Annotated in this window: 21 protein-coding genes; 11 read left to right on the forward strand and 10 right to left on the reverse strand. The window is 64.8% G+C overall.

All coding sequences use genetic code 11. The features are described from left to right. Window positions 1–152: 152 nt before the first annotated feature. The 3 genes from HB675_RS23430 to HB675_RS23440 form a co-directional block, all read right to left on the reverse strand. A complete protein-coding gene (locus tag HB675_RS23430; RefSeq protein ID WP_213881538.1) occupies window positions 153–1340 on the reverse strand; it encodes a hypothetical protein in 1188 nt (395 codons plus the stop codon). Next, window positions 1337–3892, reverse strand: coding sequence for a TcfC E-set like domain-containing protein (locus HB675_RS23435; RefSeq protein ID WP_213881539.1), 2556 nt, complete (start codon window positions 3890–3892; stop codon window positions 1337–1339). Before HB675_RS23435 ends, HB675_RS23430 begins: the two co-directional genes overlap by 4 nt. Window positions 3893–3994: 102 nt before the next feature. Continuing rightward, complete coding sequence (locus HB675_RS23440) at window positions 3995–4489, reverse strand: CS1 type fimbrial major subunit (protein WP_213881540.1); 495 nt, start codon at window positions 4487–4489, stop codon at window positions 3995–3997. A gap of 236 nt (window positions 4490–4725) precedes the next feature. Here HB675_RS23440 and HB675_RS23445 point away from each other — a divergent pair, with 236 nt between their 5' ends. Both HB675_RS23445 and HB675_RS23450 read left to right on the forward strand, forming a co-directional pair. Beyond that, window positions 4726–5748: a DNA topoisomerase IB gene (locus HB675_RS23445; protein WP_213881541.1), complete on the forward strand. Its 1023-nt coding sequence runs from the start codon at window positions 4726–4728 to the stop codon at window positions 5746–5748. 164 nt (window positions 5749–5912) lie between these two features. Further along, on the forward strand, window positions 5913–7535 hold the full coding sequence (locus HB675_RS23450) for a methyl-accepting chemotaxis protein (protein ID WP_213881569.1): 1623 nt from the start codon (window positions 5913–5915) through the stop codon (window positions 7533–7535). A 35-nt stretch (window positions 7536–7570) separates the two neighbouring features. Here HB675_RS23450 and HB675_RS23455 read toward each other — a convergent pair whose 3' ends face one another. From HB675_RS23455 to HB675_RS23465, 3 genes are all read right to left on the reverse strand, one after another. After that, window positions 7571–8101, reverse strand: a complete 531-nt coding sequence (locus HB675_RS23455; RefSeq protein ID WP_213881542.1) for a cysteine hydrolase family protein — start codon at window positions 8099–8101, stop codon at window positions 7571–7573. A gap of 220 nt (window positions 8102–8321) precedes the next feature. Then, window positions 8322–9563, reverse strand: a complete 1242-nt coding sequence (locus HB675_RS23460) for a Gfo/Idh/MocA family oxidoreductase (protein WP_213881543.1) — start codon at window positions 9561–9563, stop codon at window positions 8322–8324. Window positions 9564–9587: 24 nt separating this feature from the next. Further along, window positions 9588–10223 (reverse strand): DUF1275 family protein, encoded by a 636-nt coding sequence (locus HB675_RS23465; protein ID WP_213881544.1) that lies wholly within the window; start codon window positions 10221–10223, stop codon window positions 9588–9590. A 228-nt stretch (window positions 10224–10451) separates the two neighbouring features. On the opposite strand from HB675_RS23465, the gene HB675_RS23470 reads away from it, so the two are divergent. Together HB675_RS23470 and HB675_RS23475 are read left to right on the forward strand one after the other, a co-directional pair. After that, window positions 10452–11681, forward strand: a complete 1230-nt coding sequence (locus HB675_RS23470; RefSeq protein ID WP_213881545.1) for an N-acetylmuramoyl-L-alanine amidase — start codon at window positions 10452–10454, stop codon at window positions 11679–11681. 74 nt (window positions 11682–11755) lie between these two features. Next, the gene (locus HB675_RS23475; protein WP_213881546.1) at window positions 11756–12388 is read left to right on the forward strand and encodes a histidine phosphatase family protein; all 633 of its coding nucleotides are present in this window, start codon (window positions 11756–11758) and stop codon (window positions 12386–12388) included. Window positions 12389–12444: 56 nt separating this feature from the next. On the opposite strand, the gene HB675_RS23480 is transcribed toward HB675_RS23475, so the two are convergent. Further along, complete coding sequence (locus HB675_RS23480; protein ID WP_256737660.1) at window positions 12445–12975, reverse strand: DUF4946 domain-containing protein; 531 nt, start codon at window positions 12973–12975, stop codon at window positions 12445–12447. An 86-nt stretch (window positions 12976–13061) separates the two neighbouring features. On the opposite strand from HB675_RS23480, the gene HB675_RS23485 reads away from it, so the two are divergent. The 5 genes from HB675_RS23485 to HB675_RS23505 all read left to right on the forward strand — a co-directional run bounded on the left by HB675_RS23485 (window position 13062) and on the right by HB675_RS23505 (window position 19454). After that, window positions 13062–14087: a GlxA family transcriptional regulator gene (locus tag HB675_RS23485; RefSeq protein WP_213881547.1), complete on the forward strand. Its 1026-nt coding sequence runs from the start codon at window positions 13062–13064 to the stop codon at window positions 14085–14087. A 62-nt stretch (window positions 14088–14149) separates the two neighbouring features. Continuing rightward, window positions 14150–15280, forward strand: a complete 1131-nt coding sequence (locus HB675_RS23490; RefSeq protein ID WP_213881548.1) for a mechanosensitive ion channel family protein — start codon at window positions 14150–14152, stop codon at window positions 15278–15280. Between the two features lie 105 nt (window positions 15281–15385). After that, entirely contained in the window at window positions 15386–17086 is a 1701-nt protein-coding gene (locus HB675_RS23495) for an amidase (protein WP_213881549.1), read from the forward strand. Window positions 17087–17233: 147 nt separating this feature from the next. Further along, a complete protein-coding gene (locus tag HB675_RS23500; protein ID WP_213881550.1) occupies window positions 17234–17824 on the forward strand; it encodes a hypothetical protein in 591 nt (196 codons plus the stop codon). A 34-nt stretch (window positions 17825–17858) separates the two neighbouring features. Continuing rightward, on the forward strand, window positions 17859–19454 hold the full coding sequence (locus HB675_RS23505) for a diguanylate cyclase (RefSeq protein WP_213881551.1): 1596 nt from the start codon (window positions 17859–17861) through the stop codon (window positions 19452–19454). A gap of 2 nt (window positions 19455–19456) precedes the next feature. Here HB675_RS23505 and HB675_RS23510 read toward each other — a convergent pair whose 3' ends face one another. The 3 genes from HB675_RS23510 to HB675_RS23520 all read right to left on the reverse strand — a co-directional run bounded on the left by HB675_RS23510 (window position 19457) and on the right by HB675_RS23520 (window position 23027). After that, window positions 19457–19819, reverse strand: a complete 363-nt coding sequence (locus HB675_RS23510) for a DUF427 domain-containing protein (RefSeq protein WP_213881552.1) — start codon at window positions 19817–19819, stop codon at window positions 19457–19459. A 230-nt stretch (window positions 19820–20049) separates the two neighbouring features. Beyond that, entirely contained in the window at window positions 20050–20760 is a 711-nt protein-coding gene (locus tag HB675_RS23515) for a tetratricopeptide repeat protein (protein WP_213881553.1), read from the reverse strand. Next, entirely contained in the window at window positions 20760–23027 is a 2268-nt protein-coding gene (locus HB675_RS23520) for a TonB-dependent siderophore receptor (RefSeq protein ID WP_213881554.1), read from the reverse strand. The genes HB675_RS23515 and HB675_RS23520 overlap by 1 nt, the downstream gene beginning before the upstream one ends. Window positions 23028–23164: 137 nt before the next feature. On the opposite strand from HB675_RS23520, the gene HB675_RS23525 reads away from it, so the two are divergent. Further along, window positions 23165–23839, forward strand: coding sequence for a response regulator transcription factor (locus tag HB675_RS23525; protein ID WP_213881555.1), 675 nt, complete (start codon window positions 23165–23167; stop codon window positions 23837–23839). Then, on the forward strand, window positions 23832–25115 hold the full coding sequence (locus HB675_RS23530) for a HAMP domain-containing sensor histidine kinase (RefSeq protein WP_213881556.1): 1284 nt from the start codon (window positions 23832–23834) through the stop codon (window positions 25113–25115). The genes HB675_RS23525 and HB675_RS23530 overlap by 8 nt, the downstream gene beginning before the upstream one ends. The last annotated feature ends 47 nt before the right edge of the window (window positions 25116–25162 follow it).

Here is a 25162-nt window from a genome sequence, read left to right on the forward strand (position 1 = left end):
GCAAATACCTCATGGCGGCGGCCGCAAGGGCCGCCCGTTGATGGCGTCAGAGGGTGAGGTGTCCGGCAAGAATTATTCGCCGATCATTCGCCAAGTGATGTAGGAAGCTTCCGATTTGCTTGCAGGACGCTTCCGATACTGCAAACAGCCGGTCACAGCTCGGCATCGAAGACGATCCACACCATGCCGGTGTAAGTCGCGCCGGGGCGCTTGAGCATCTGGGTGATGTCATCGCGCCCGGCGATCTCGTAGCGCAGGCTGCCGCCTCGGTCCAGGGATTTGCCGGCGCTGTCGAATTGCAAGGCATTGGCCCGTCCGACGCCCAACGCCACGTTTTGCACGGAGGTGCCGGCGTGGGTATGGGCCGGCGGCAAGGTGAGGCCAATGGTCAAGGGCACCTGGTGACTGCTGCGCCGGTCCTGTATGCCGCAGGTGTTGCCCATGTTGTGCTGGCACTCGATGTAGGCCTTGAACGGTCCCGACGACCAGAGCCGGAAGGGTTGCACCCGGTACAGCCTCGGCGGGATCAGCCCACCGTGTTCGTAGGCGGCCCAGCCTCCGGGCGGCTCGAGTACCGCCCTGTCGGAGTCGGGCGCAAAATCGATGACGAAGGCGTGGATCACTTCCAGTTCAATGTCGAAGGTCACCCGGGCACCGCGGGTCACCACCGCCTGATTGCCGAAGTCAATGTAGCCGCCATTGCCGACGTCGATGTCGACGCTGCCGCGCCAGATGCCGTGTTTCATGCGATGCGGCGATGGGGTGTCGAGCCGGACAATGGCGCTCATTTCGTCACTTTGGGTGTCACCTTCCATACCGACCGCCAGGCCGCCGGAGGTATAACAGGCGCCTGCTCCCGGGAATATCCAGCCTGTCGTCACAAAATCAGCGCCTGGGTGGAGGCCGATGGCTGTACAGCCTCCGTCGAGAAAGGGGCTCCAGGCCGGATGGTGATCCATTCGCCCAAATACCCGCTGCCCGACCGTGGGTATGGAAAACATCAATTTTTCACGATCACCGGTCTGCTGATGGGTGATGATGACTTCGACAGGCGGGGATACCGCCACATAGAACTGATCTCGTGGATTCGGCGCGCGGGCAATAGTGTGCTTGGTGTATTCCACCGGCAGCGGTACGCCAAATGCCTTCCAGACCTGCTTGCAGAAGAAGGAATACTCGACGCACATGCCATAGGGTGGATTGACGTCCATGAAGTCAGTCTGATCGGGCCGATAGCGGGCCTGAATCGACACGGTCTCCGCGTGTGCCGCCGGTAAAACGGGCAACAGGGTCGTCAGCAGGGCCATGACCGCCAACAGCTTGCGAAACAGCGTTTTCATGCGCCCTCCTCCAACGGTGGCTGCAGCACGACGGCCAGCCCTTTTGATGTGCAACTGCGGTCACCGACCAGCAGCGTGTCCTGTTCGCGCTGCACGCCCTCGCCGGTCAGGCTTAGGTAGCACAGGCGCTTGCCTCCATGGCGCACTTCCAGCACTGGCGACTGTTCACTCATCTCGACGCTGAAGAAGCCGTCGGGCTCGCTGACACCGCGTCCGGCATGATTGATCACCAGCGCGCCTTTGAGCGGATCGCCCTTGGCGTCGATCAGTCGGCCGAGCACGGTGACGGTGCGCATCACCCGCACTGTGCGGTGCTCGACGCCGCCACGGTTGAGGTGATAGGTGAGCAGCGGCGGCTGGATCACCGCGCTGGGGTCATGGCTGTCGGCAAAGTCCAGCTGCACGCTGGAGGCCTTCCAGGCGCTGGCCGGGATCAGGTTGCGCCCGGCATGCAGTTCGCTTGCCATGCCCTGGCTGTCATCGGCGCGCAGGCGCAGGCCTTCGATGTCCGATTCGACATCGACGATCAAGCCGCCCTCGCGGCCATAGTATTGGCCGCTGACGGCGACCTGGTCGCCGCCCAGGGCCAGGCTGCTGTCCAGGTTCAGGCCACCCGAGACGCTGCCGTCCCAGGAGGAACGCTGGGCGAACAGATCGCCCTGGGCCAGCGGATGCTCGAATTGGCCGTTGCCACTCAGGCCTGCGCCATAACGATCGACGCTCAGGGTCCCGGCGACGTTGCGCAGCGGTCCCAGTTCGACTTCCTGCTGATAACCCAGCGAGGCGTTGCGGTCCACCTGGCCGTCGCGGGATGTGCGGGTGCCCAGACTGGCCGACAGGCGCTTGCCTGGCTGGCCAAGGTTCAGGCTGAGCGACAGGTTGATACCGCGATTGCGCTTGTGCCCGGTGCTGTCACTGCCGGGACGGTCGAACAGCGCCAGGCGCCAGTCGGCGTCCGAGCCCAACAGCTGGCTGCGGCTGGACCAACCCAGGTCGACGGCCAGCCCGGGGGTGTAACCAGTGCTGTGGGATATCCGTACCAGCGCGCTGCTTTTGTGGGTCACGCGGTGGTGCACCGCCAGCGAGGTCTGCTGGGTGTCCTGGCCGCTGCGCGAGCGGTAACGCTGGCGGCCGTCAGCGTCGAGTTCATTCCAGTAGCGCGAGGCATCGCGGTCGATGTCGTACTGCCAGGCACGAGACTGGCTCAGCACCACGTCACCCGGGCCCAGGCGACTGCTGTAACCGAGCAGGGCCTGCAGGTCATAGCCCTCGCCCCGGCGCTCGGTGTGGTAAAGGTTACCGTAGAGCTTGAGGCGGTCGAGGGCTTCCCAGTCCAGGGAGGTGCCGTATTGCATCTGCTCGTCCGCTCGCTGGGCCGACAGCCCCAGCACGGCCCGTGGGTGCAACAGGTAGTTGCCCAGCACCCCGGCACTCAGCGCGCCGCTGCGATCGCGGTCCCAGTTGCTGAGCAGCTCGCTCTGACGGCCGATGTACAGATTGTAGCGCCAAGGCTCATCGGTACTGCTCCAGTTGACCGGCTTGTAGACCATTTCCTGGGTACTGCTGCTGATGTGGCCGTCTTCCAGCACACGCACTTCCACCGCATAGATGCCGCCGGGCAGCACGCGGGTGTCGAGGGTTTGCAGGCCTGGCTGAACCGGCTGGCTATTGATCAGCGTGCCGTCGCGGTAAAGCTCCACCACGCCGGGGCGGCTGGGGGTCACATACAAGGGGGTGCTGCTGGTGGAGGCGGTATCGATCAGCAGGCTGTCGGTGCTGCCGAACATCATCCCCAGGGTCGTGTCGGGCGTGTCGCCCAGCAGCCGGGGTGTGCGCACCAGGCCGGTAGAGGCCGGGGCAAAATAGCCCAGGCGCCAGAAATGGCTCTGGTGCAGGCGCTCGCCGTACAGCTGACTGACCCGGTGGCGAGTCTGGTCAAAGCTGTCGGTGCTGCGGTCAGCCTGCGCTTCGGCCAACGTGGTCCAGTGGCCGACGCTGCCCTGGGCCTGCAAGGCGTAGCGGCCGGCCTGCTGGCGGCGATCACCGGACAGGTTGAGTTGATTGCGTACGATCAGGCCGCGGCTGCCATGCTCCGGCTGGACGTGGTAGCGCGCCGCTTCACCATGGCGCTCCACCCCTTGGGTAAGGATCGAGACCTGGGAGTTTTCCAGGCTGTAGTGCAGTGCCACCAGACCGTTGGCGCAGCTGCGCGAGCAACTGCCCAGGGGGCGGGCGTCGCTCAGGTAGTCGGCCCAGTACTGGCGCACGGCAGGCGTCTCCTGACTGTCGGAGACGTCGGTGAATTCGAGAAATTGCAGGTGTTCATCACGGGTCAAGATCACCATGGCTTCGCCCATGAAACGACCGTCCAGATCCAGGCGCACGGCCAGTGGCACCTCAAAGAAGTGCTCGCTGAATTCCTGGGGCAGACCGGCGGCCTGCTGCAGGATGCCCGCAGACTCGGCTGCAGTAGCCGCATTTACGCTGGTCGCCAGGAGCAGGCAGCCTGTGGCCAGGCGAATTGCGTGGGGTAAATCATGGGTGGGCGGCATCGATCACGTTCACCATCGCTGTGTTTTTCAGGCAAGACCACGCCGCAGCGGTGGCGCAAGGCCGCCGCTGGGCATGGCACAGAGGGGGTTACCGAGCGTGAATTACGGTACGGTTGGGGTGACGGTTTCGAACATCATGCTGACCGTGCCCTGGTAGTTGCCGGGCAGGTATTTCTGGTTAGCGGTGTTGGCTGCCTGGGCGAGGATCATGAAGTCGACCACCGACTCGCTGGCCGCCTCTGGCGCCGGCACGATGACGCTGGCGGCGGTGGTCAGCTTGGCGCCGTTGATCTGCACGTCCAGGCCGATGTTGCCGGCACCGGCGGTCATCGCAGGTGGGTGCAGCAGGTAGGCGGAGATGGCGCCGGTGGTGCTCTTGACCCGCAGTTGCTTGCGGATCGGCTGCAGGGTTTCCTGGATGGAGTTCCAGGCCATGTCCTGGGGTTCGCTCATCCAGTTACCACCGATCGGGTCGACATAGAAGTTTTCGGTCGGTATCGTGGCGGTCACTGTGACCTGCTTTTCGATCGGATCGACGGCCATGGCCGGCGCAGCGATGATCATGGCAAGGGGCAGTGCGAGCAGTACGTTTTTCATGGGTGGAGATTCCTTGTCACCAGTTTGGAATGGAGCGTTACACGCTTCGGTTCAGCCGCGGTACCCGAAGTGGGGTGCGGTTGGCGAGAGGAATTATTCAGGGTCCGGCCGACAAAGGATGTAGGACGCTTCCCAAAGTTGCTGCGAAATTTCCTACAAATTTACATTCGAAAATCCGACAAAACTCCCCGCAAACCCCGATGTCCATTGGGTATGACCCCTCTCGGACCGCCTCCATGACCGATTCGCTCGACCACGCCGGATTGCCGGCGGACCTGCACTACGTCGACGACACCCAGCCCGGTCTCAGCCGTCGCACCCTGCGCGGCCACTTTGCCTATTTCGACTCGGACGGCGAGCGCATCCGCGATGCGCAAGCGATCAAACGCATCAATGCCTTGGTGATTCCGCCGGCTTATCGCGACGTGTGGATCTGCGCCGACCCTAAAGGCCACCTGCAAGCCACCGGCATCGACGCCCGCGGGCGCAAGCAATACCGCTACCATCCGCGCTGGCGAGAAGTACGCGACGAGGACAAGTACAGCCGCCTGTTGTCGTTCGGCCAGGCCTTGCCACGTCTGCGCAAGCAGGTGGAGGCCGACCTGGCCCGGCCCGGCCTGCCAAGGGAGAAGGTCATGGCCACCGTGATCTCGCTGCTGGACAGCACCCTGATCCGGGTGGGCAACAGCCAATACGCCCGCGACAACAAGTCCTACGGACTGACCACCCTGCGCAACCGCCACGTGGAGGTTCACGGCAGCGCCATTGCCTTTCACTTTCGCGGCAAGAGCGGCGTGGAACACCAGGTGTCAATCAAGGACAAGCGCCTGGCGCGGATCGTCAAGCGCTGCATGGACCTGCCAGGACAGAACCTGTTCCAGTACCTGGACGATCAAGGCGCGCGGCACAGCGTCAACTCCCATGATGTCAACGCCTACCTGCAACAGCTGACCGGCGCCGACTTCACCGCCAAGGACTACCGCACTTGGGCCGGCAGCGCACTGGCCCTGTCGATGCTGCGCGAGCTGCACTGGGAGCCGGAACCGGATGCGAAAAAGCACATCGTCGAGATGGTCAAGCACGTGGCCCGGCAACTGGGCAACACCCCCGCGGTGTGCCGCAAGTGCTACATTCACCCCAAGGTGCTGGAGCACTTCGTCATCGGCGAACTGGCGCGGCTGCCCAAGGCAAGGGTGCGTAAGGGGTTGCGGATGGAAGAGGTGGCGTTGGCGAGTTTTCTGGAGAATCTGGTGGTGTGAAGCGAGCGCACCCTTCATCACCACCCGTGAAAAAACCACCGTCAATAAACCGATGTCATAAAGACATCACACAAGCGCCCTATAACGGCAAGTCACCCCCGTCTTGCTGTCGGTGCTCCTCCGTGAAAATTCTCAAGTTCCTGCGCGATCCGCGCCGCTCATGCCTGCGCCAGATACGTATTCCCGCACGCCTGCTGCTGTGTTTCGCCATCGCCGCCCTGCTGCTGGGTGGCTTGGGTGGCTTTTGCCTGTGGCAGATGCAGATCATCCGCCAACAGGGCAGCACCATCGAAACCGGCGCCCTGCCAAGCATGGCCGCCGCCGACGGGATTGCCATCGACCTGGGCAAGTTGCGCGGCGAGGCCCTGAGGCTGATTACCGATGCCGATGATCCCGGCGCAGTGGTGACCAGCACGATCACCATCGGACAACTCAAAGATGAAGTCGACGCCAGCTTCAAGGCTTATCTGGCCCGAGTCATCGACAGCACCGAGCACGATTCCATCAGCGCCCTGCAAGCGGCCAGCGAAACCTTCATGGGCGGCCTGCATGACGAGGTCGGGCTGATTGAACAGCACCAAATGGCCGCCGCCAAGGCCTTGTCCGACAACACCCTGTCGATGCAGGGCGACCTGATGGACATGCAGGTGCAGTTGCTGCGTGAACTCAACAAGCAAAGCGCTGCCAATGCCGTCAACCGCGCCGGCGCGCGCTACCAGCAGGCACGGGTGATCGCCCTGAGCGTAATCGGCGCTGCATTGTTGCTGATCGTGCTGCTGGCCTGGCGCCTGAGCGTCAGCATCATCCGCCCGCTGCGCGAAGCCTTGCAGATCGCCGGGACCATCGCCGATGGCGACCTGAGCCAGGCCGTGATTGCCAACGGGCGCGACGAAACCACCGACCTGCTGAACATGCTCGGGCGCATGCGCAGCAACCTGCACGGTACCGTGGGGCAGATCAACGCCGCCGCCGACCAATTGAGTGCATCGGTGCAGCAGATGGGTTCGATCGCCGAAAGCAGTGCCCAGACCTTGCAGTGCCAGAACGAAGAAATCGAACAGGCGGCGCTGGCGGTGACCCAGATGACCCAGGCGGCGGGCGACGTGGCGGTCAATGCCAACGACACCTCGGCGCAGTCCCAGGCGTCCAGTGATGCCGCGAGCATCGGCCAGGGCAAGCTGGGGGCGACCATCGTCTCGATTCGCGCCCTGGCCGACAACGTGCTGGACTGCTCTCGGCAGGCCGAGGGGCTGGCGAGCAGCACCTTGAGCATCAGCAAGATCCTCGACGTGATCCGCGCCATCGCCAACCAGACCAACCTGCTGGCGCTCAACGCGGCCATCGAGGCAGCTCGCGCCGGCGAGGCCGGCCGCGGCTTTGCCGTGGTGGCCGACGAGGTCCGCTCACTGGCGCAGCGCACCAGTGCCTCTACCGCCGAGATCGAGACCTTGATCGGTGATGTGCAACGCCGCGCCGAGGGTACTGCCGACGCGCTGCGCGCCACCGCCGAGCAGTCCGGCCAGACGCTGGACCAGGCCGCCGGCACCCAGCAGGCGCTGGTCACCATCATCAGCGCCACCGCCGGCATCAACGACCGCAATCTGCTGATCGCCAGCGCCGCCGAACAACAGGCCCAGGTGGCCCATGAAGTGGACCATAACCTGGGCAGCATTCGCCAACTGTCGGTGCAGACGGCGGCGACCGCGCAGCAGACCCGTGTGGCGAGCGGTCAGCTGGCGCAGTTGGCCCAGGATTTGAATCTGACCGTACGCCGTTTTGTGTTGTGAGAGGGGGGCTTGGCGAGATCTCTGCGACAGCCCCCTTAAAACACTACCTCCCCAGTGGCCGCCACCCGCGCAAACGGCCCTCCCAGGGTCAGGTTATGATGGGCAATAATCTCCCTGGCCCCCAGCACTGGCGTGTCCGAACAACTGTGTGCATCGCTCACCAGCACTGGCCGCCACCCCAGCGCCGCCGCTGCGCGGCAGTTGGTGTCGACGCAGTACTGCGTCTTCAGCCCGGCAATCACTAGCTGTCCCACCTCGGCCGCCGCCAACTGGTTGGCAAAATCAGTCCCGAGAAAGGCACTGGGCGCGGTCTTGTCGAAGACCCGATCGTGGGCCGGGTTGATCTCCAACTCCGCCGCCAATTGCCAGAACGGGCTGCCTTGGGCGATCGGTGAACCCTCGGGGCCGGTGTGGCGCACTGCGAAGATCGGCGCATCGGCGGCCCGGGCCTTGGCGATCAGGCGGTTGAGGTTGTCCAGCAAGCGCTGTTTTTCGAAGAGCGGCTCTGGCCCGTGGAACAGGCCGACCTGGAAGTCGAGAATCAGCAACGCGGCACGTGGGTTCATCTTTCTTTCTCCTTGAAAAGCCGATGATGGCGCAGAAACCAAAAGGCCCCGTCCATCACTGGCGGGGCCTTGGGCAATACGTTATCGCGTGTTCACGTATCAGCCACACACCCCGCCCGAGGCGGTGGTGGTGACGGTGGTGAGGTGGCGCGATGACAGGTTCATGGACCGACGATGCAATGGGCCATACACACGTGTCAATCAGTGCCACATGAAACTGTTATTGGCGCGCCGATACATGGATGCTTTCCCAATCGATGTCCACCGGCCGGTTTTCCCGGGCCGAGCGGTACAGCGCTTCCATCAACAGGTGATCTTGCAAACCCTCTTCGCCCGGCGTGCGCGGCGCCTTGCCGTTGAGGATGCAATCGGCGAAATGGTCAATCTCCAAGGCGAACTGATTCTTGACCCCCAGGCGAATCTCGTCCACCGCTTCGCTGCTGCCTCGGCGATGAGACACCCGCAGCCGCTGACCGCGATAGGCGAAGGCGTTTTCCAGATCGAGGGTGCCTTTCTCCAGGTGGATGCGCAGGTCTTTGGATTCGTGGGCGCCATAACTGGTCACGCAGTTGGCCACCACTCCGCTGGCAAAGCGCAGCACGAAACTGACCGTTTCCTCTACTTCGGCAAAGCGCGGATCGCCCTCGGAGTTGATGATTTGCGCGTAGACCTGCACGGGGTCTTCACCGAGCATGGCGCGCACGCCGTTAAGGCAATAGAGCCCGATGTCCGGCAGCGACCCCCCGCCGGCCAGCGCCGCGTCCAGGCGCCACTGACCGGTGGGGCCTTGCACCTGGGTGTTGCTGGCCTCGATGACGCGTGGACGGCCCCACTCACCCGATTGCACCTGACGCGCGGTCTCCCGGTTGAACAGCTCGAACTGGCAGCGGTAGGCGACCATCAATTTGACCTTCGCTGTCGCGCAATCCTTGATCATCTGCCGGGCCTGCTCGGCGGTGTTGGCCATGGGTTTTTCCGAGAGCACATGCTTGCCGGCCCGGGCCGCCGCTTGCAATTGCTCAGCGTGCAGGCCGTTAGGAGTGACCAGGTACACCGCCTGCACGGCAGGGTTGTCCGCCAGCCGGTCCATTTCGTGGTAACCGTACACCGCATCGGCCGCAATGCCGTATTGCGCCGCCACCACGCGGGCCTTTTCCGGGCTGCCGGAGACCAGTGCCACCGGGCGAGCCAGGTGGCATTCATTAAAGGCCGGGAGAATTTCCCCCAACGCCAGCCGGCCGAGGCCGACGATGGCAAAGCCAACGCGCTCGGAAGGCGGCAGGGCCGCCGGCGGTGGCGCATCGGGGCGGTCGGCCGCGCCTTTCCAGTTGCCGAACTGCACACGGCCTTGCTCGACCTTGCCACGGTCAAGCTCGGTGGCCGCACGGGTCGGGCCCGAGGCCGGTAGCGCCGGGTGGCTCGCGGAGCCGGGGCCGTTGGGGGTCAAGGGATAATCGGTCATGGTCTTCTCCTCGTTCGAGTGAAATCAGATGAGAGCGGTGGCACGGCGCGGCAGGGCGCACAGCGCGTTGAGGGCGATGAAGGCGGCGATGATCAAGAGGGTAGCGCTACCAAATCGGCCATCAAGCCACGTGCCTATCAAGGCGCCCAGCAACAGCGCCAGCCAGCGCAGCAAGCCGCTGCCCGCAGCCTTGAACTCGCCGCTGGCCAGCTTGCGCCCGGCCTTGACCAGCACCCCGGTGACGAAGCTCACGCCCGGCTCGTCGGCACGGGCCTGGTTCAGGCTGCCGATGGCGGCAGCAATCACCATCACGGTGGCCAGGCTATAGGTGGACTGATCGAGTGCCGCGAGCGGCGCGGCAAGGGCCAGCAACAACCCGCTCATGGCCAGCACCAGGGTCCCGCGCCACTCCCCGGCGCGCTGCCCCATCCATGCGGCTACGGTGGTCGCCACCAGGAAGGTGCCGATCACCGCCAGCAGCGAGCCGACCATCGGCCACTGCCTGTCGAGCAGAAAGTGGCCCACCTTGGAGGTGTCGCCCGTCATGTACACGGCGAGCAGCTCCTTGCTGTGCAGAATCATCAACGCGTCAGTGGCACCGGCGATGAGCACCAGAGGGATGACCCCAAGAATGATCGGCGAAGGCCTTGGATCGGGCATTGGCAACTGACTCGCAGGTTTGGGTAGTTAACAGGTCGACCCGGTGCGTGCGGCAATCGTTCAGCCAAATGCGCCCGCAACCGTACCGTCGGTCGGCCTGCCAACTGTGCGATCCGTCACAATTTCACGTGGAAAATTGCCAACATGAAATTTCGCTCAGGCACCGCCGAAAGGCTTGTTATACAGTAACATTGTCTTATCTCAACAATGACTTACGGCGGGTTCTTCATGTACAGACGACGCCTTCTCACCTATCTGCTGGCTGGCCTTACCCTGCCCGTTTCGCTCCGTGCCATGGCCCAGCAACAAGTGCTGGCGGCCCGTGGTGCGCGCGACGGTGAAAAGCTGCGCGTGGTGTTGGAGCTCAGCGGGCCGGTGCAGTACCAGTCCTTTGAACTGGGCTCGCCGCCCCGTCTGATTCTCGACCTGCACGGCACCCGGCTGATGACTGCCCTGCGCGACCCATCGCTGCTGGCTGCGCCCATCAAAGCCATCCGCAGCAGCCCCCGTGGTGCCGGCGATACCCGCGTGGTGCTGGAGTTCGACGAACCGGTGCAAAGCAAGACCTTCCTGCTGCCCCCCGGGGACGGCAAGGGTCACCGCCTGGTTCTCGACCTGCAGACCCAGGCCAGCCACGCCATCGTTCAGGCCGCTCCGGCGGCAGCGGTAGCACCGGCGGTGGTGGAGAAAGTGGAGCGTGTTGCCAGCAACAAGCCGCAGCGCGACATCATTGTTGTGGTCGACGCCGGTCATGGCGGCAAGGACCCGGGCGCCATCGGCGGCGGCGGGCAGCAGGAGAAGCACGTGGCCTTGGCCATCGCCCGCATGCTGGCCCAGCGCATCGACCGCCAGAAAGGCTTCAAGGCCCGTCTGGTGCGCAATGACGACGTGTTCGTACCCTTGCGCAAGCGCGTCGACGTGGCCCACAAGTACAACGCCGACATGTTCGTCTCGGTGCATGCCGATGCCGCGCCGAACCTGACCGCCAGTGGTGCGTCGGTGTTCGCGCTGTCCGAGCACGGTGCCACCTCGGCCATGGCCCGTTACATGGCCGACACCGAAAACAGCGCCGACATGCTCGGCAGCCGTCAGTTGCTGACCCTCAAAGACAAGGACCCGATGCTGGCAGACGTGATCCTCGACATGTCGATGAACTCCACCATCAGTGCCAGCCTGGACCTGGGCAATATCGTCCTGGGCCACGTGGGCAAGGTCGCCGGGGTGCACGGCATGCGCGTGGAGCAGGCCGGGTTTGCAGTGTTGAAATCCCCGGACATTCCGTCGATTCTGGTGGAGACCGGGTTCATCTCCAACTCCAGTGACTGCCGCCGACTGATCGACAGCCGTCACCAGCAGAACCTGGCCGACGCGATCTTTACCGGCGTCACCCAATACTTCGGCCGCAACCCGCCGGAAGGCACCTACCTGGCCGAGGTCAAGGGCAACTCGATGGCATGATGCGTCCCGCCGCCCGGACCTGAGGTTCGGGCGGTGCCGGGTCTGTTTGCGATGTGATCAAGGAAACGCCCCCCATGACGCAAAAGACGCCCACCCTCTATCTGGTTCGCCACGGCGAAACCGACTACAACGCACAGAACCGCCTGCAAGGGCGCCGCGACATCCCGCTGAACGCCACAGGCCGACGCCAGGCTGCCGAGTCCGGGTTGTGCCTGCACACCTTTCTCGCCCGCCCCGACAGCCTCGATTTCATCGCCAGCCCGTTGGGCCGCGCCTGCGAAACCATGGAAATCATCCGCATCCGGCTGGGCCTGGCGGCAGCGGACTACCGCACCGACCAGCGCCTGATGGAGATCGCCTTCGGCGAGTGGGAAGGCATGACCTGGGACGACATCGCCCAGGCACAGCCGACACGTTATGAGGCAAGGGCCACCGACCCGGTCCATTTCATCCCCACGGGCGGCGAGAACTACCCCATGGTGTTCGAGCGCCTCGGCGCCCTGCTGTCGAGCCTGGAATGTGACACCCTGCTGGTGGCACACGCCGGCATCCTGCGCAGCGCGCTCGCGTTGCTGGCCGGGGTGGAGCGGGAGTGGGTGCCGCTCATCGAGATTCCTCAGGACCAGGTGCTGGTGTTGAGGGACGGCGGTTTTACCTGGCTGCGGGCAAGTTCGGCGCTGGATGGCCGGGGGGTGGATTGGGGGTAGGTCTGGCCGCTGGACGCCTGTCATGCCATCTCATCAGAGCTGCACTGCAATCACCCTCACCGCAACAATTTCAATTCCCGCCGAATCCCCATCACCTCGTCCTCGGTCGCCTCATAACCATCGGCCGACCCCGCATAGGACAACGAATACGCCGTGCTCTGCTGTGCCGCCGCCACCAGGGTCTGGGTCAGGACATGGCCGCCGTCGAGCTGGATCTCGCAGGTGGTCTCAACCGCCGGCAGGTCTCCCAGCAGGCTGTCGTGAATGGGCGTGCAGCGGCTTTGATAACCGCCGTGGCTGAAGTTGAACTGCACGGCCCTGCGCATTTCCAGGAGCACCGCCTGCAGGTTGACCTGATGCCCCGGCTGCAGGGTGGTGCGGGTCAGCTCCACCACCATCAGCGGGTTGCCGCCAGCATCATTTTTCACCGCACGTTCGCGGCGGGCATCGCCGCCGCCGGGTTTGCTCATGGACGGTTGCGGCTGGATCTGCCAGCCACCGGGCCAGGCGATCATTGCATCATCGGCGTGAACCGCGCTGACCGCGCCCAGCAGCGCAAGGCCGTATAGACAGTTGAGACGAGACAAGAAGAGCAGCCTGGTGAAAGTCGGTTGCACAGTCTCGCAGAGGCAAGGCAAGGGTTACAATCGCCACCTGGCCAGGAGTGAATGCGTTGACCCGACATCGAACCTTCAGCGGCGGTACCCACAGCAAGAACATGCTGTACCTCAAATCCACCCCAGCCGACCCGGCCACCGACCGGCACGAGCCCCAACGCGTGGGCTTCGTGCTGCTGGCGCATTTTTCCCTGGCGGCATTCACCGGCGCCCTGGACACCCTGGTCACCGGCAACCTGCTGAGCCCGGGCCTGTTCGCCGTCACCACCTTCAGCCTGCAGGGCAGCGAAGTGCTCAGCGACCTGGGCCTGCTGATCAAGCCCGACGCCGTACTGAGTGCCACCGCCCTCGCCGGCCTGGACCTGCTGATGGTCTGCGGCGGCTTTCGGACCCCGCTCAAGGCCGACCCGTTGCTCAACCGCTGGTTGGTGGACGCCGCACGCCAGGGCATCGATCTGGGCGGCTTGTGGAACGGCGCCTTCCACCTGGCCCGGGCCGACCAGCTGCGCGGCTACCGCTGCGCCATCCACCCGGAAAACCGCACCGCGCTCACGGAAATCAGTCCCGAGAGCATCGTGACCCCGGCCAGCCATGTCATCGACCGCAACCGCTACACCGCCGCCAGCCCCAACGGTGCCTTCGCACTGATGCTGGAAATGCTGCGCAACCGCCATGGTGCGACGCTGGCCGAAGGCATCGAGCAGATCCTGGCGTTCGAAGGGCTGCGCTTTCGCCGGGTCGGCAGCAGCACCCCGGCCAAACTCAGTGCACCGCTGCGCAACATCATCGATTTGATGGAAAACAACCTGGAGGAGCCGCTGAGCCTCGATCAACTGGCAGCCTTCGTCGGCCTCTCGCGGCGCCAGGTCGACCGCCTGTTCCAGCGCCAGCTGGCGACCTCGCCGCACCGCCACTACATGGAACTGCGCATCACTGAAAGCCGGCGCCTGTTGCAGCATTCGAGCCTGTCGATCATGGAGGTGGCGGTGGCCTGCGGCTTTGTCTCGGTGTCACATTTCAGCAAGTGCTACAGCGCCTATTTCAACTACCCGCCCTCCAAAGAGACGCGCCTGGGCGAGTAGTCGCGGAACTGACAGGCGGTGCGCGGAGTCGATTCAGCTGGACCTGTCGAAGAGCGCTCCCCATGCAACTTGCCATCCCCAGCGCCACTTGGCTCGACACCGTACCCCTGCCCTGGCTCAGCACCCTGGTGGTGGCCATCATCGCCGTCGGCATCACCTTGCTGATCCGCTGGGTCGGCCTGGTCATTCTGCGGCGCCTGACCAAGTCATTGGTCTTCACCCGCCAACTGGTGCTGCGCTCCGAACAACCGACCCTATGGCTGATGCCCTTGCTGGCCCTGCAAGCGGTGTGGACCTCGGCCCCCGACGACCTGCGCTTGATCGAGACAGTGCGCCACGTCAACGGCATGCTGGTGGTGGCCGTGGTGACCTGGCTGGGGATTCAGTGCGTGCTGGCCCTGGGCGACGCCATGGCCATTCGTCATCCGCTGGACATCGAAGACAACCTGCACGCCCGGCGCATCCAGACGCAGGTCAAGGTGCTGGTGCGTTGCCTCAACGTGCTGGTGCTGATCTTCGGCACCGGCCTGGTGCTGATGAGTTTTCCGGCCGTGCGCCAGATCGGCGCCAGCCTCCTGGCCTCGGCGGGGCTGGCCGGGCTGGCGGCGGGCTTTGCCGCCAAACCGGTACTGGGCAACCTGATCGCCGGGTTGCAGATCGCTATTTCCCAGCCTATTCGGCTGGACGACGTGGTGATCGTCGAGGGCGAATGGGGCCGCATCGAGGAGATCAGTGGCACCTACGTGGTGGTGAAGATCTGGGACGAGCGGCGCATGGTGGTGCCGTTGCAGTACTTCATTGAAAAACCGTTCCAGAACTGGACGCGCAGTACGTCCAGCCTGATCGGTTCGGTATTTTTATGGGTGGATTTCTCCGTGCCTCTCGAAGCGTTGCGTGAAGAAGCGCAACGCGTGTGCCAGGACATTCCACAGTTGTGGGACGGTCGGGTCTGCGTCCTGCAGGTTTCCGACACCAGTGAAAAATCCATGCAGCTGCGGATTCTGCTCAGCTCCGCCGACTCATCCCGCAGTTGGGATGCGCGTTGTCACATGCGTGAGCGAATGATCGGCTTCATCAACCAGAACTACCCCGAATGCCTGCCGCAGGTGCGCGCCGAAGTCTCGACCAAGACGCCCCATCCGGAGGCTGTCAGCAGCGAAAACGCAGAGGTGGCGCGCCAACCGCCGGTGTGAGGTTTGTGGGGGGATTGCCATCGCGTCTCATCAAGTCTCTCCTCTGGCGGCCTCGACCCATTTTGATACACTCCGATCCCCTCACCTGCCCACAGTGATGACCGCATGATCGAAGTGACCGAGGTTTCCATTGCCGCCCTGCGCGCCGCCCTCGAGGCCGGCCGCACCACCGCGGTAGAGCTGGTACAGGCCTACTTCGCGCGTATCGACCAATACGACGCCCCCGACACGCCGACGGCGCTCAATGCCCTGGTGGTGCGCAACCCGCACGCCTTGAGCGAGGCCCGGGCCTCGGATGATCGCCGTGCGCATGGCCAGACGCTCGGCCCGCTGGACGGCATCCCCTACACCGCCAAGGACAGCTACCTCGTCAAGGGCCTGACCGCGGCTTCCGGCAGCCCGGCCTTCGCCCATCTGGTAGCCCAGCGTGATGCCTTCACCATCGAGCGGCTGCGCGGCGCCGGGGCGATCTGCCTGGGCAAGACCAACATGCCGCCCATGGCTAACGGCGGCATGCAGCGCGGCGTCTACGGCCGCGCCGAAAGCCCGTACAACGCCGACTACCTCACCGCGCCATTTGCCTCCGGCTCCTCCAATGGTGCCGGCACCGCCACGGCAGCCAGTTTTGCCGCCTTCGGCGTGGCCGAGGAAACCTGGTCCAGCGGCCGTGGCCCGGCGGCCAACAACGGTCTGTGTGCCTACACGCCCTCGCGCGGGGTGATCTCGGTGCGCGGCAACTGGCCGCTAACGCCGACCATGGACGTGGTAGTGCCGTACGCGCGGACCATGGCCGACCTGCTGGAAGTCCTCGACGTGGTGGTCGCCGACGATCCCGACACCCGCGGTGACCTGTGGCGCCTGCAGCCCTGGGTGCCGATCCCGGCGGTGTCCGAGGTACGCCCGGCGTCCTACCCGGCCCTGGCCGTGGGCCGCGAGGCGCTGCAGGGCAAGCGACTGGGGGTGCCGCGCATGTACATCAACGCCGATAACGCCGCCGGCACCAGCGACAAGCCGGGCATCGGCGGCCCGACCGGCCAGAAGATTCATACCCGCCCCAGCGTCATGGATCTCTGGCAAGCCGCCCGCGATGCCCTCGAAGCCGCCGGGGCCGAGGTCGTGGAGGTTGACTTCCCACTGGTCTCCAACTGCGAAGGCGACCGCCACGGCGCTCCTACCGTGTTCAACCGTGGGCTGATTTCACCCGAGTTTCTCCACGACGAGCTGTGGGATCTGTCTGCCTGGGCCTTCGACGATTTCCTGCGGGCCAACAATGACCCGACCCTCAACCGCCTGGTGGATGTCGACGGCGCGAAGATCTTCCCCCACGACCCCGGCACCCTGCCCAATCGTGAAGACGACCTCGCCGCCGGCATGGACGAATACGTGCGCATGGCCGCGCGCGGCATCACCCCCTGGGACCAGATCGCCACCCTGCCCGACGGCCTGCGCGCGCTGGAACACACGCGCCGCCTGGACCTCGAAGACTGGATGCAGCGACAAGGACTGGACGCGGTGATCTTCCCCACCGTGGCCGACGTCGGCCCGGCCAATGCCGACGTTGACCCAGACTCGGCGGACATCGCCTGGAGCAACGGCGTCTGGGTGGCCAACGGCAACCTCGCCATCCGCCACCTCGGCGTGCCCACCGTGACCGTGCCGATGGGCGTCATGGCCGACATCGGCATGCCCGCCGGCCTGACCTTTGCCGGAAGGGCCTACGACGACTCGTCGCTGCTGACCTTGGCCGCAGCGTTCGAGGCCACGGGTTCGCGGCGAAAGGTACCGCCGCGTACACCGGCGTTGTAAGCAGCCGGCCCCGCTCCCACGGGCTGACGCAGACCCGCCGGGGGCCGGCCTTGGGCGCGAGGCAGGCGCCGCGGTCTATCAGAACGATTGACGCACGGTCAACGCTTGGCGATGCTGGGCTGGCAACCGTCATTCAAGGAGTGCCCGATGCGAGTGCCCGACTTCGATACGCTGTTTCAGGCGGCCATCCGGCTTATCCCGCTCGCCGAGGTAATGACGGCGCTGGCGCCGGCCATCGAGCCGGACGTCATCGGCGCGACCGTTACCGCCGGCGGCCAAACCTTTGTCATCAGCCACGTGCAGCACGCTACAGAGCGGTTGATCCACACGATGCTCAGCCAGCCCGGTGCTGGCGCCGACAAGCGCTTTGACCTTTTTCGCGAAGCCGCCGTGCAGGTGCGCCAGGCCCGCAGCTACACGCTGATGTACGAGTACCAGAAAGCCGAGCTGGCTCGGCTGGCCGAACAGCCTGCCTTGCTCAGCCAGGCCTGGGCAAACCTCAACAACGCCGTGGTGGTCAACGGCGAGTCACCGCAGACCCGGGAATGGCGAGTGTTGCTGGACTTCCCCATCGCCGACATCGAGGACGTGGTGCTGACCCATTCGGATCACGCCCACGAACTGCGCAAGTTCTCCCCCGCCCGCGGGTTGATCTCCGAAGATGAACGCTTTGCGATTTCCGAACGGGTCCGTGCGGGCCTGCGCGAGCGCAACGCGCAGCAGGACAGATGCGACTAAGGTAAGTGCAAGCGTCAGCGATTCGAGGATCTCCATGCTGGACACCGCGCCACACGACCACCCTCAAGACGACCCCTCCAACAGCCAGGGTATTGGCCGCACGGCCGGCGTGTTTCGCCTGACCGTGTGCTTCATCGCGCTGGTGATCGTCACCTTCGTGGCCGTGGAAGGCTGGCGGGCCTGGCGTGACTATCAGGACGCCTTCGCCCAAGCCTATGATTCGGTGATGAACCTGTCCCAGGCCACCGCCCAGAATGCCGAGGACGCCGTGCGTCAGGTGGACGTGATGACCGGCGCCCTCGCCGAACGGGTCGAAGGCGACGGGCTGGCCAAACTCGACGTGCCGAGGATCCATACCCTGATGGTCGAGCAGGCCAAGCTGATGCCGCAGCTGCACGGCCTCTTCATCTATGACGCCCAGGGCCGCTGGGTGGTGACCGACAAATCGGCCACCCCGGCCGGCGTCAACAACGCCGACCGGGACTACTTCATCTACCATCGCACGCACCTGGACCGCCATGTGCGCATCGGCAAGGTGATCACCAGCCGTTCCACCGGGGACCTGATCATTCCCGTGTCCCGGCGCCTCAATAACCCCGACGGCTCGTTTGCCGGCGTGCTGCTGGGCACCATCAAGGTGAGCTACTTCGTCGACTATTACGGCGATTTCAAGATCGATGGCAAGGGCGCGCTTGTGCTCACCTTGCGCACCGGGGAAATCCTCGCGCGACGCCCCTTCACCCCCGGCATCACCGACCAGAGCATCGCCCAAGGCGAGATTTTTCAGCGCTATCTGCCCACCTCCGGCTCCGGCGTGGCCGAGGTCCAGGCCGTGGTCGACGGCACCTATCGCATCTATGGCTACCGGGCGCTGACCAGCTACCCGCTGATCGTCGAGGCGGGCATCTCCAGGGACTCGGTGGTAGGGCCCTGGCGCCACGGGGTGACCAAGACGGCGGTGGTGCTGCTGGTGCTGATTGCCGGACTGGTGGGGTTCGGTTTCATCCTTTTGCATCAGCTGCGTCGGCGGATGCGGGTGGAGAACGAGCTACGGCGCGCCCATGAGGTCATGCAGGAAATGGCACTGACCGACAGCCTCACGGGCCTCGGAAACCGCCGCAAACTGGACATGCTGCTGCCTCAGGAGATCAACCGGGCCCGGCGCCAGGGCTACGCCATTGCCCTGATCATGCTGGACGTCGACTACTTCAAGCGGTTCAACGACCGCTACGGTCACTCGGTGGGCGACGACTGCCTGCGGCGCGTGGCCGGCGCCATCGCCCAGACCCTGAAAAGGCCGGCCGACCTGGCCATCCGCTACGGCGGCGAGGAGTTCACGGTGCTGCTGCCCGACACCACCAGCACCGGCGCCAGTCTCATGGCCTCAGAGATTCTGGCCGCCATCAGTGCGCTGGGCATCGAACACAGTGACCACCCCTTGGGCGTGGTCACCGCCAGCGCCGGCATTGCCGCCAGCCTGCCGAAATCCGACGAAATCACCCCCGCCGGCATGATCAAGGCCGCCGACGCTTTCCTCTATATGGCCAAGAACAACGGCCGCAACCGCTGGTACTCGCCGATGGGCAACAGCGCGCTGGAAGCGCTGATGGAGTCGCGTCCCCCAGCGTGATATCAGCTCCCTGCCACTTGAAAGCTCACCCGGTCAGGATAAAACGCCACGTGCTCCTCGATCTGCGCCACCGCCGGGTAGGGCGTTTCATAGCTCCATACCGCGTTCTCGTCGGCCTCGCCATGGGCGATCAGGCTGAAATAGCTGGCATCACCCTTGTACGGGCAATGGGTGCTGCGTTCGGTACGCCGGTAGTGGGCCGCGACGATGTCGGCGCGGGGAATGTAGTACACCGGCGGGTAGCTGGACTCCTGAAGCACCAGGGCGGCATTGGAGTGTGCGACCACCTCGCCCTTGAAGGTCACGGTCAAGGGCTTGCCCAGTTTTTCGACGGTGATGGGGTGCGCGGCACTTGGTAGTTTCATGGTGGTGGGTCTCTTGAAGTAGGCAGGTGACAAGAGCCTAGACCACGCGGCTCATCGCCGACCTTTGCAGTGACAGGCAGCACCTCGACTTGCAGGTCATTCAACGGGCACTGATTACCCCAGCGTCGCCCATGGCGGCGCGCCGTTCGCCGTGGGCCTGGGCTTCGAGGTATCCTCTGCGGAGCGCGGGTTCACAGTGGGTTGACAAGGGGGGTCGGTTTGAGAAAACCTCACGTCAAACGCCCGTCGATGGCCGCCAAAACCCGCAGAAACCCGTCCCCCGGCAACCGCTTGACCGCCTCCCGGATCGTCACCAGAAAGGCCGGCGTCGCCGTCTGCGTGGCCTTCACCAACCAGCCCGCCGCCTCCTCCCCCCGCCCCCGGCGGATCAACATCGCCGCATAGCTGCACTGGCCACGAAAATCCCCGGCCAGGGCCGAACGCTGAAACCAGGCGAAGGCCATGTCCAGGTCCTGCTCCACCTCCCAGCCTTCCTCATGAAAGCGCCCCACCAGGTTCATCGCCTTGGCGTGCCCCTGGTCCGCCGCCCGTTGATACCAGACCAGCGCCTGGGCCATGTCTCGTGCAACGCCACGGCCCTGGCCAAGCAGGTTGGCGAAGTTGTACTGGCCCCAATCCAGCCCGCCCACGGCCGACCTGTGGTAACACGCTGCAGCGCCCGCGAGATCGGCCGTACAGCCCCACCCCTGTTCCAGACAGCGCCCGGTCATGTTGATCGCAGCCAGGTGCCCGGCGGCGGCGGCAATACGAAACCAGCGCAAGGCCAATGCCCCATCCTTCGTAATGCCATGCCCATCCAGCAACAGTTGACCCAGACGCGCCTGGGCCTCCACGTTGCCCGCACCCGCCTGATCCAGCAGCAGCCGGGCCAGGGAAGTGGGGTTCCGTACGCCCAGGCGGAGCACCGGGTCGGCGATCATCAGAAGCGATACTCGCCAGTAACCGTGGCGCCGCGACCGTCGCCGGGAATGCCGTAGCCGCGATCGTTGTATTCACTCCAGTAACGCTTGTCGAACAGGTTGGTGATGTTCAGGCGTACGTCGATGTCCTTGTTGATCGCATGGGTGAAGGCCACGTCGTGCACCACATAATCCGGTACGGTGGTCTTGCCCGCCGCCGTGGTGACCGAATCGGCGCCGGTGCCGGTGCCTTGGTAGATGTCCACGGTGTCGACGTAGCGCACGCCATAGCTGAAGGTGTTATGGCCGGGCAACTTCCAGGTGTTCCACAGGCTGGCCGTGTGCTTGGGCGTGTTGGCGATGCCGATGCCGTCCTCGGAACCGCTGTTGGCGGCCTTGAGGGTCTTGCTGTCCTGGTACGCATAACCGGCGTAGATCGACCAGTAGTCGTTGATGTTGCCGGCCAGGCCCAGTTCCAGGCCGCGCACCCGCTGCTCGCCGCCGACGTTGAGGGTCGCGCCGGTGTCGTCGTCGGTGTAGGTCAGGCTGCGCTTGGTTTCATACAGCGCGGCGGTCAGGCTCAGGTTCTCGTTGAACACGTCCCACTTGGTACCCAGCTCATAAGTCTTGCCGCGCTGGTTGTTGGCGCTGCTGTCGCTGCCGGTCTGGCTGATCGCGTCCAGGCTTGCCGGTTGGCGGGCGTTGGCGTAACTCAGGTAAATGCTGCCCGCCTCCACCGGCTTGTAGACCAGCGCGGTGTGCACGCTGGTGATCTTTTCGTCGTCCGAGGAGTTGCCGCCATCGACCCACGCGGCCGTCTCGCTGGCCCGGGAGTCGTTACGGGTGATGCGCGAGTCGTAGTGATCCTGGCGCGCTGCCAGGTGCAACTGCCAGTGATCGTTGAACTTCAGGGTGTCGAGGGCATAGAAGGCCTTGTCAATCTGCTCGGCGTCAATCTCCTGGGAGGTGTAGGTGTTGGCGCCATAGGGGTACTGCGACCAGTTGTTGCTGTCGCTGGTCAAGGTCAACATCTGCGCCGCGTCAGTGGCGGTCAGCTTGCCGATGTCGGAGTCGAGGGTTTGCTTGCTGTATTCGATCCCGGTGACCAGGGTGTGGCCGATGCCGAAGGTGTCGAAGCGAAACGTCAGGTTGCTCTGGTCGCTCCAGGTGGCGTTGGTCTGGTCGCGCTGCGGGGTGCTGATGGTGCGGCGGTACACACCGATATTGCCGTGCACACCGGGGGCTGGACTGTTCACACCGTAATAGGTGCCGCCCGGGGTGGTGACGAAATAATCGTGATCAAGGTGGAAGTAGGTCAGCTGGTTATCAAAGCTGACGTTGTCGTTGAAGTCGTGGGCGAACTTCAGGTTCAGGCGATGGGACTCGTTATTTTCCTTGTCCAGGTTGCGGTAACCCCAGTAGCTGCTGTAGCTGGCCAGCCGGTGCGGCGCGCTCCCGTTGGTGCCGTCCACCGTGGGGATGCCATAGTCGACGTTGCCGTTGTCGTGCAGGTACTCGTAGGCGATGGTCAAGCGTGTGTCGGTGCCCAGGCCCAACGCCAGGGAAGGTGCAAAACCATTGCGCTCGCGCTCGATCCAGTCGCGGCCGTTGACGCCGCCCTTGAAGCCGACCACGTTGAGGCGAAAAGCTGCGCCCTCGCCCAGGCCGTCAAGGGTGTGGTTGATGTCCAGCGTGCCACGTTTGTAGTCGGCGGTGCCGACGCCCAGGTCCAGGGTGTCGAAGTTCTTCAGCTCCGGGGTCTTGGTGACCATGTTGATCGCCCCGCCGATGGCACCCACCCCCCAGCCGGAACTGCTGGAACCCTTGAGCACTTCCACCTGTTCGGTGTTGAACAGCTCGGAATGGGTGTATTTGGCCGGGTCGCGCACGCCGTCGCGGTAAATGTTGCCGTCGGCGCTGAAGCCGCGAATGTTGATGCTGTCCCCGACCCCGCCGCCGCCCTCGCCCGAGTTGAAGGTGATACCGGGCACATTGCGCAGTACGTCCTTGAGGTCCTGGGCGTTCTGTTCTTCGAGGACACGCTTGGGCACTACGCTGATGCTCTGCGGAGTGTCCCGCAGCGGCTCGGTGAACTTGCTGCCGGACAGGCGCTCGGTCTGGTACGGCGTGCCGCCGGCGTCCGGCGTGGCGTCGATCAGGGTCGGGCTCAATTGCAGCGTGGTGGGTGCGGGTGGGCTGGCGTCGGCGCCATGGGCCAGGCTGCTGAGGCTGGCGATGGCCATGCCCAGGGACAGATCCAGGCGAGGGTTGAAGGGGGGGCGGCTCATGGATTCATGCACTCGGCGTCGGAAAACAGTTAAAGTAAACAACAACGATTCGCTTTCGCGGGCATTCTGCGACAGTGCTTCTCAAGTTCTTGTTAAGAAGATGTCATGCCCGACACATTGCCCCTGACGGCCCCGCCATGCGCCTGCTGATCATCGAGGACGACCTCGACATTCTCACCAACATGACCCGCTACCTGACCCGGCGGGGCTACATCGTCGACTGTGCGGAAAACGGCGCCCACGGCCTCGAAATGGCCTGCAGCGGCGATTTCGACTTGATCGTGCTCGACCTCATGCTGCCGCGGCTCGACGGCGCCACCCTGTGTCGTCGCCTGCGCGAGCACAGCGGGCGGCGTACGCCGGTGATCATGGTCACCGCCCGCGATACCCTGGGCGATCGCCTGGAAGGCTTCGAGGCCGGTGCCGATGACTACCTGATCAAACCCTTCGCCCTGGCGGAACTGGCCGCGCGGGTCAATGCCATCCTGGTACGCGCCACGGCGCCGATCACTGATGTGCTGCAAGTTGCCGACCTGCGCCTGGACACCGGCACCCTGGCCGTCAGCCGCGCCGGCCAACCGCTGAAACTACCGCCCTCGCCCCTGCGCCTGCTCAAGGCCCTGATGCAGGCCAGCCCTGCGGTGGTCGGCCGGCGCAAGCTGGAAGAACTGCTCTGGAGCGATTCACCGCCCGACAGCGACAGCCTGCGCACCCACATTCACCAGCTGCGCCAGGTGGTCGACAAACCCTTTGCCCAGCCCCTGCTGCGCACCGTGCACGGCATCGGCTACCGGCTCAGCGCCGATGGCTGAACCGCGCCGCTTCAGCCTCGGTCGGCGGCTGATCCTCAGTTATGGGTTGGTCAGCCTGCTGACCGGCGTGCTGGTGTTGGCGGTGTCGAACTTCAGCCTCGATCACCTTGAGGTGCGCTTGCAGGAGATCGACATGGGCATCGCCATCGAACGGGTGCGCACGGAAGTGGCCGGCGGCGGCCCTGGACGGCCGGGACGTTTTTTCGTCGGCACACCGGGGGCAGCGGTGTTCCCCGAGGACCTGCGGGCACTGACCCCAGGCTTCTACAAAATGATGCGCGGCGCACGCCTGTGGCACGTGCGGGTGATGGACGACGGCCCCCAGCGCTTTCTCTTGATGCGCGACTACACCGACTACGAGCACGGCCAGAGCACGCAACTGCTGCTGGGAATCATCAGCGTCGGCGGGCTGGTGCTACTGGCCGCCGCCCTGGGCTTGATCAGCGTGCGCCGGCTGGTACGCCCCATCGAGCGGCTGGCCACGCGCATGACCGAACGCGCCGAGCTACCGCCCAGCAGCCGCCTGGCAGGGGACTTTCCGGCCAACGAAATCGGCACCGTGGCCCAGGCCTTCGACGACACCTACAACCACCTGGAGCAGGCACTGCAACGCGAGCGCCTTTTCACCGCCGACGTCGGCCACGAACTGCGCACGCCGATGATGGCTGCGCTAAGCACCTGCGAAGTGCTGCGCGACGAAGAGGCCTTGAGCGCCGAGGCCAGCGCTCGCCTGGCCCGTCTGGAAGCCTCGATCCAGGACATGCGCCAGCGCCTGGACACCTACCTGATGCTGGCACGCGACGACGACTGCCTGGGTTTCGCCCACGCCACCCTCGCCGCCACCGCCGAGGAACAGGTCGCCCACTGGCAGCCTGCCTTCCAGCGCCAGCGCCTGAACCTGAACCTGCAACACCTTGAAGCGCCGCCTGATCCGGGGCGCTACCCCGTCCCCCTGCTGCGCACCGTCCTCGGCAACCTGCTGCGCAACGCTCTGCAATATGCCGGGCGCGACAGCCGCGTATGGGTACGCACCGGCGCCCACTGGCTGGAAGTCGAAGACAACGGCCCCGGCGTGCCGGCGGACCAGCAGCAAGCCATCTTCCAGCCCTTCATCCGCGGCGATCAACCGGGCGAAGCCAACCTCGGGCTGGGGCTGTCACTGGTGCGACGCATCTGCGTGCACCAGGGCTGGACGGTGCGGGTCAACTCGCCGGAAGGTGGGCCGACACGGTTTCGGGTGGAATGTGGGGTGCCAATAAATTCCCAAGACCGTTGACCGCTCCTCGTTGAACTCCTGGCCCGGCGCCCCACTCACACGGCAAA

It is taken from the genome of Pseudomonas sp. dw_358 (assembly GCF_018449655.1).
Classification (GTDB): Bacteria; Pseudomonadota; Gammaproteobacteria; order Pseudomonadales; family Pseudomonadaceae; genus Aquipseudomonas.

Bases quoted from the DNA above. Each gene is read 5' to 3' on its own strand.
- HB675_RS23430 (WP_213881538.1), bottom strand. From the start codon at position 1,340: ATGAAAACGCTGTTTCGCAAGCTGTTGGCGGTCATGGCCCTGCTGACG.
- HB675_RS23435 (WP_213881539.1), bottom strand. From the start codon at position 3,892: ATGCCGCCCACCCATGATTTACCCCACGCAATTCGCCTGGCCACAGGC.
- HB675_RS23440 (WP_213881540.1), bottom strand. From the start codon at position 4,489: ATGAAAAACGTACTGCTCGCACTGCCCCTTGCCATGATCATCGCTGCG.
- HB675_RS23445 (WP_213881541.1), top strand. From the start codon at position 4,726: ATGACCGATTCGCTCGACCACGCCGGATTGCCGGCGGACCTGCACTAC.
- HB675_RS23455 (WP_213881542.1), bottom strand. From the start codon at position 8,101: ATGAACCCACGTGCCGCGTTGCTGATTCTCGACTTCCAGGTCGGCCTG.
- HB675_RS23460 (WP_213881543.1), bottom strand. From the start codon at position 9,563: ATGACCGATTATCCCTTGACCCCCAACGGCCCCGGCTCCGCGAGCCAC.
- HB675_RS23465 (WP_213881544.1), bottom strand. From the start codon at position 10,223: ATGCCCGATCCAAGGCCTTCGCCGATCATTCTTGGGGTCATCCCTCTG.
- HB675_RS23470 (WP_213881545.1), top strand. From the start codon at position 10,452: ATGTACAGACGACGCCTTCTCACCTATCTGCTGGCTGGCCTTACCCTG.
- HB675_RS23475 (WP_213881546.1), top strand. From the start codon at position 11,756: ATGACGCAAAAGACGCCCACCCTCTATCTGGTTCGCCACGGCGAAACC.
- HB675_RS23490 (WP_213881548.1), top strand. From the start codon at position 14,150: ATGCAACTTGCCATCCCCAGCGCCACTTGGCTCGACACCGTACCCCTG.
- HB675_RS23495 (WP_213881549.1), top strand. From the start codon at position 15,386: ATGATCGAAGTGACCGAGGTTTCCATTGCCGCCCTGCGCGCCGCCCTC.
- HB675_RS23500 (WP_213881550.1), top strand. From the start codon at position 17,234: ATGCGAGTGCCCGACTTCGATACGCTGTTTCAGGCGGCCATCCGGCTT.
- HB675_RS23505 (WP_213881551.1), top strand. From the start codon at position 17,859: ATGCTGGACACCGCGCCACACGACCACCCTCAAGACGACCCCTCCAAC.
- HB675_RS23510 (WP_213881552.1), bottom strand. From the start codon at position 19,819: ATGAAACTACCAAGTGCCGCGCACCCCATCACCGTCGAAAAACTGGGC.
- HB675_RS23515 (WP_213881553.1), bottom strand. From the start codon at position 20,760: ATGATCGCCGACCCGGTGCTCCGCCTGGGCGTACGGAACCCCACTTCC.
- HB675_RS23520 (WP_213881554.1), bottom strand. From the start codon at position 23,027: ATGAGCCGCCCCCCCTTCAACCCTCGCCTGGATCTGTCCCTGGGCATG.
- HB675_RS23525 (WP_213881555.1), top strand. From the start codon at position 23,165: ATGCGCCTGCTGATCATCGAGGACGACCTCGACATTCTCACCAACATG.
- HB675_RS23530 (WP_213881556.1), top strand. From the start codon at position 23,832: ATGGCTGAACCGCGCCGCTTCAGCCTCGGTCGGCGGCTGATCCTCAGT.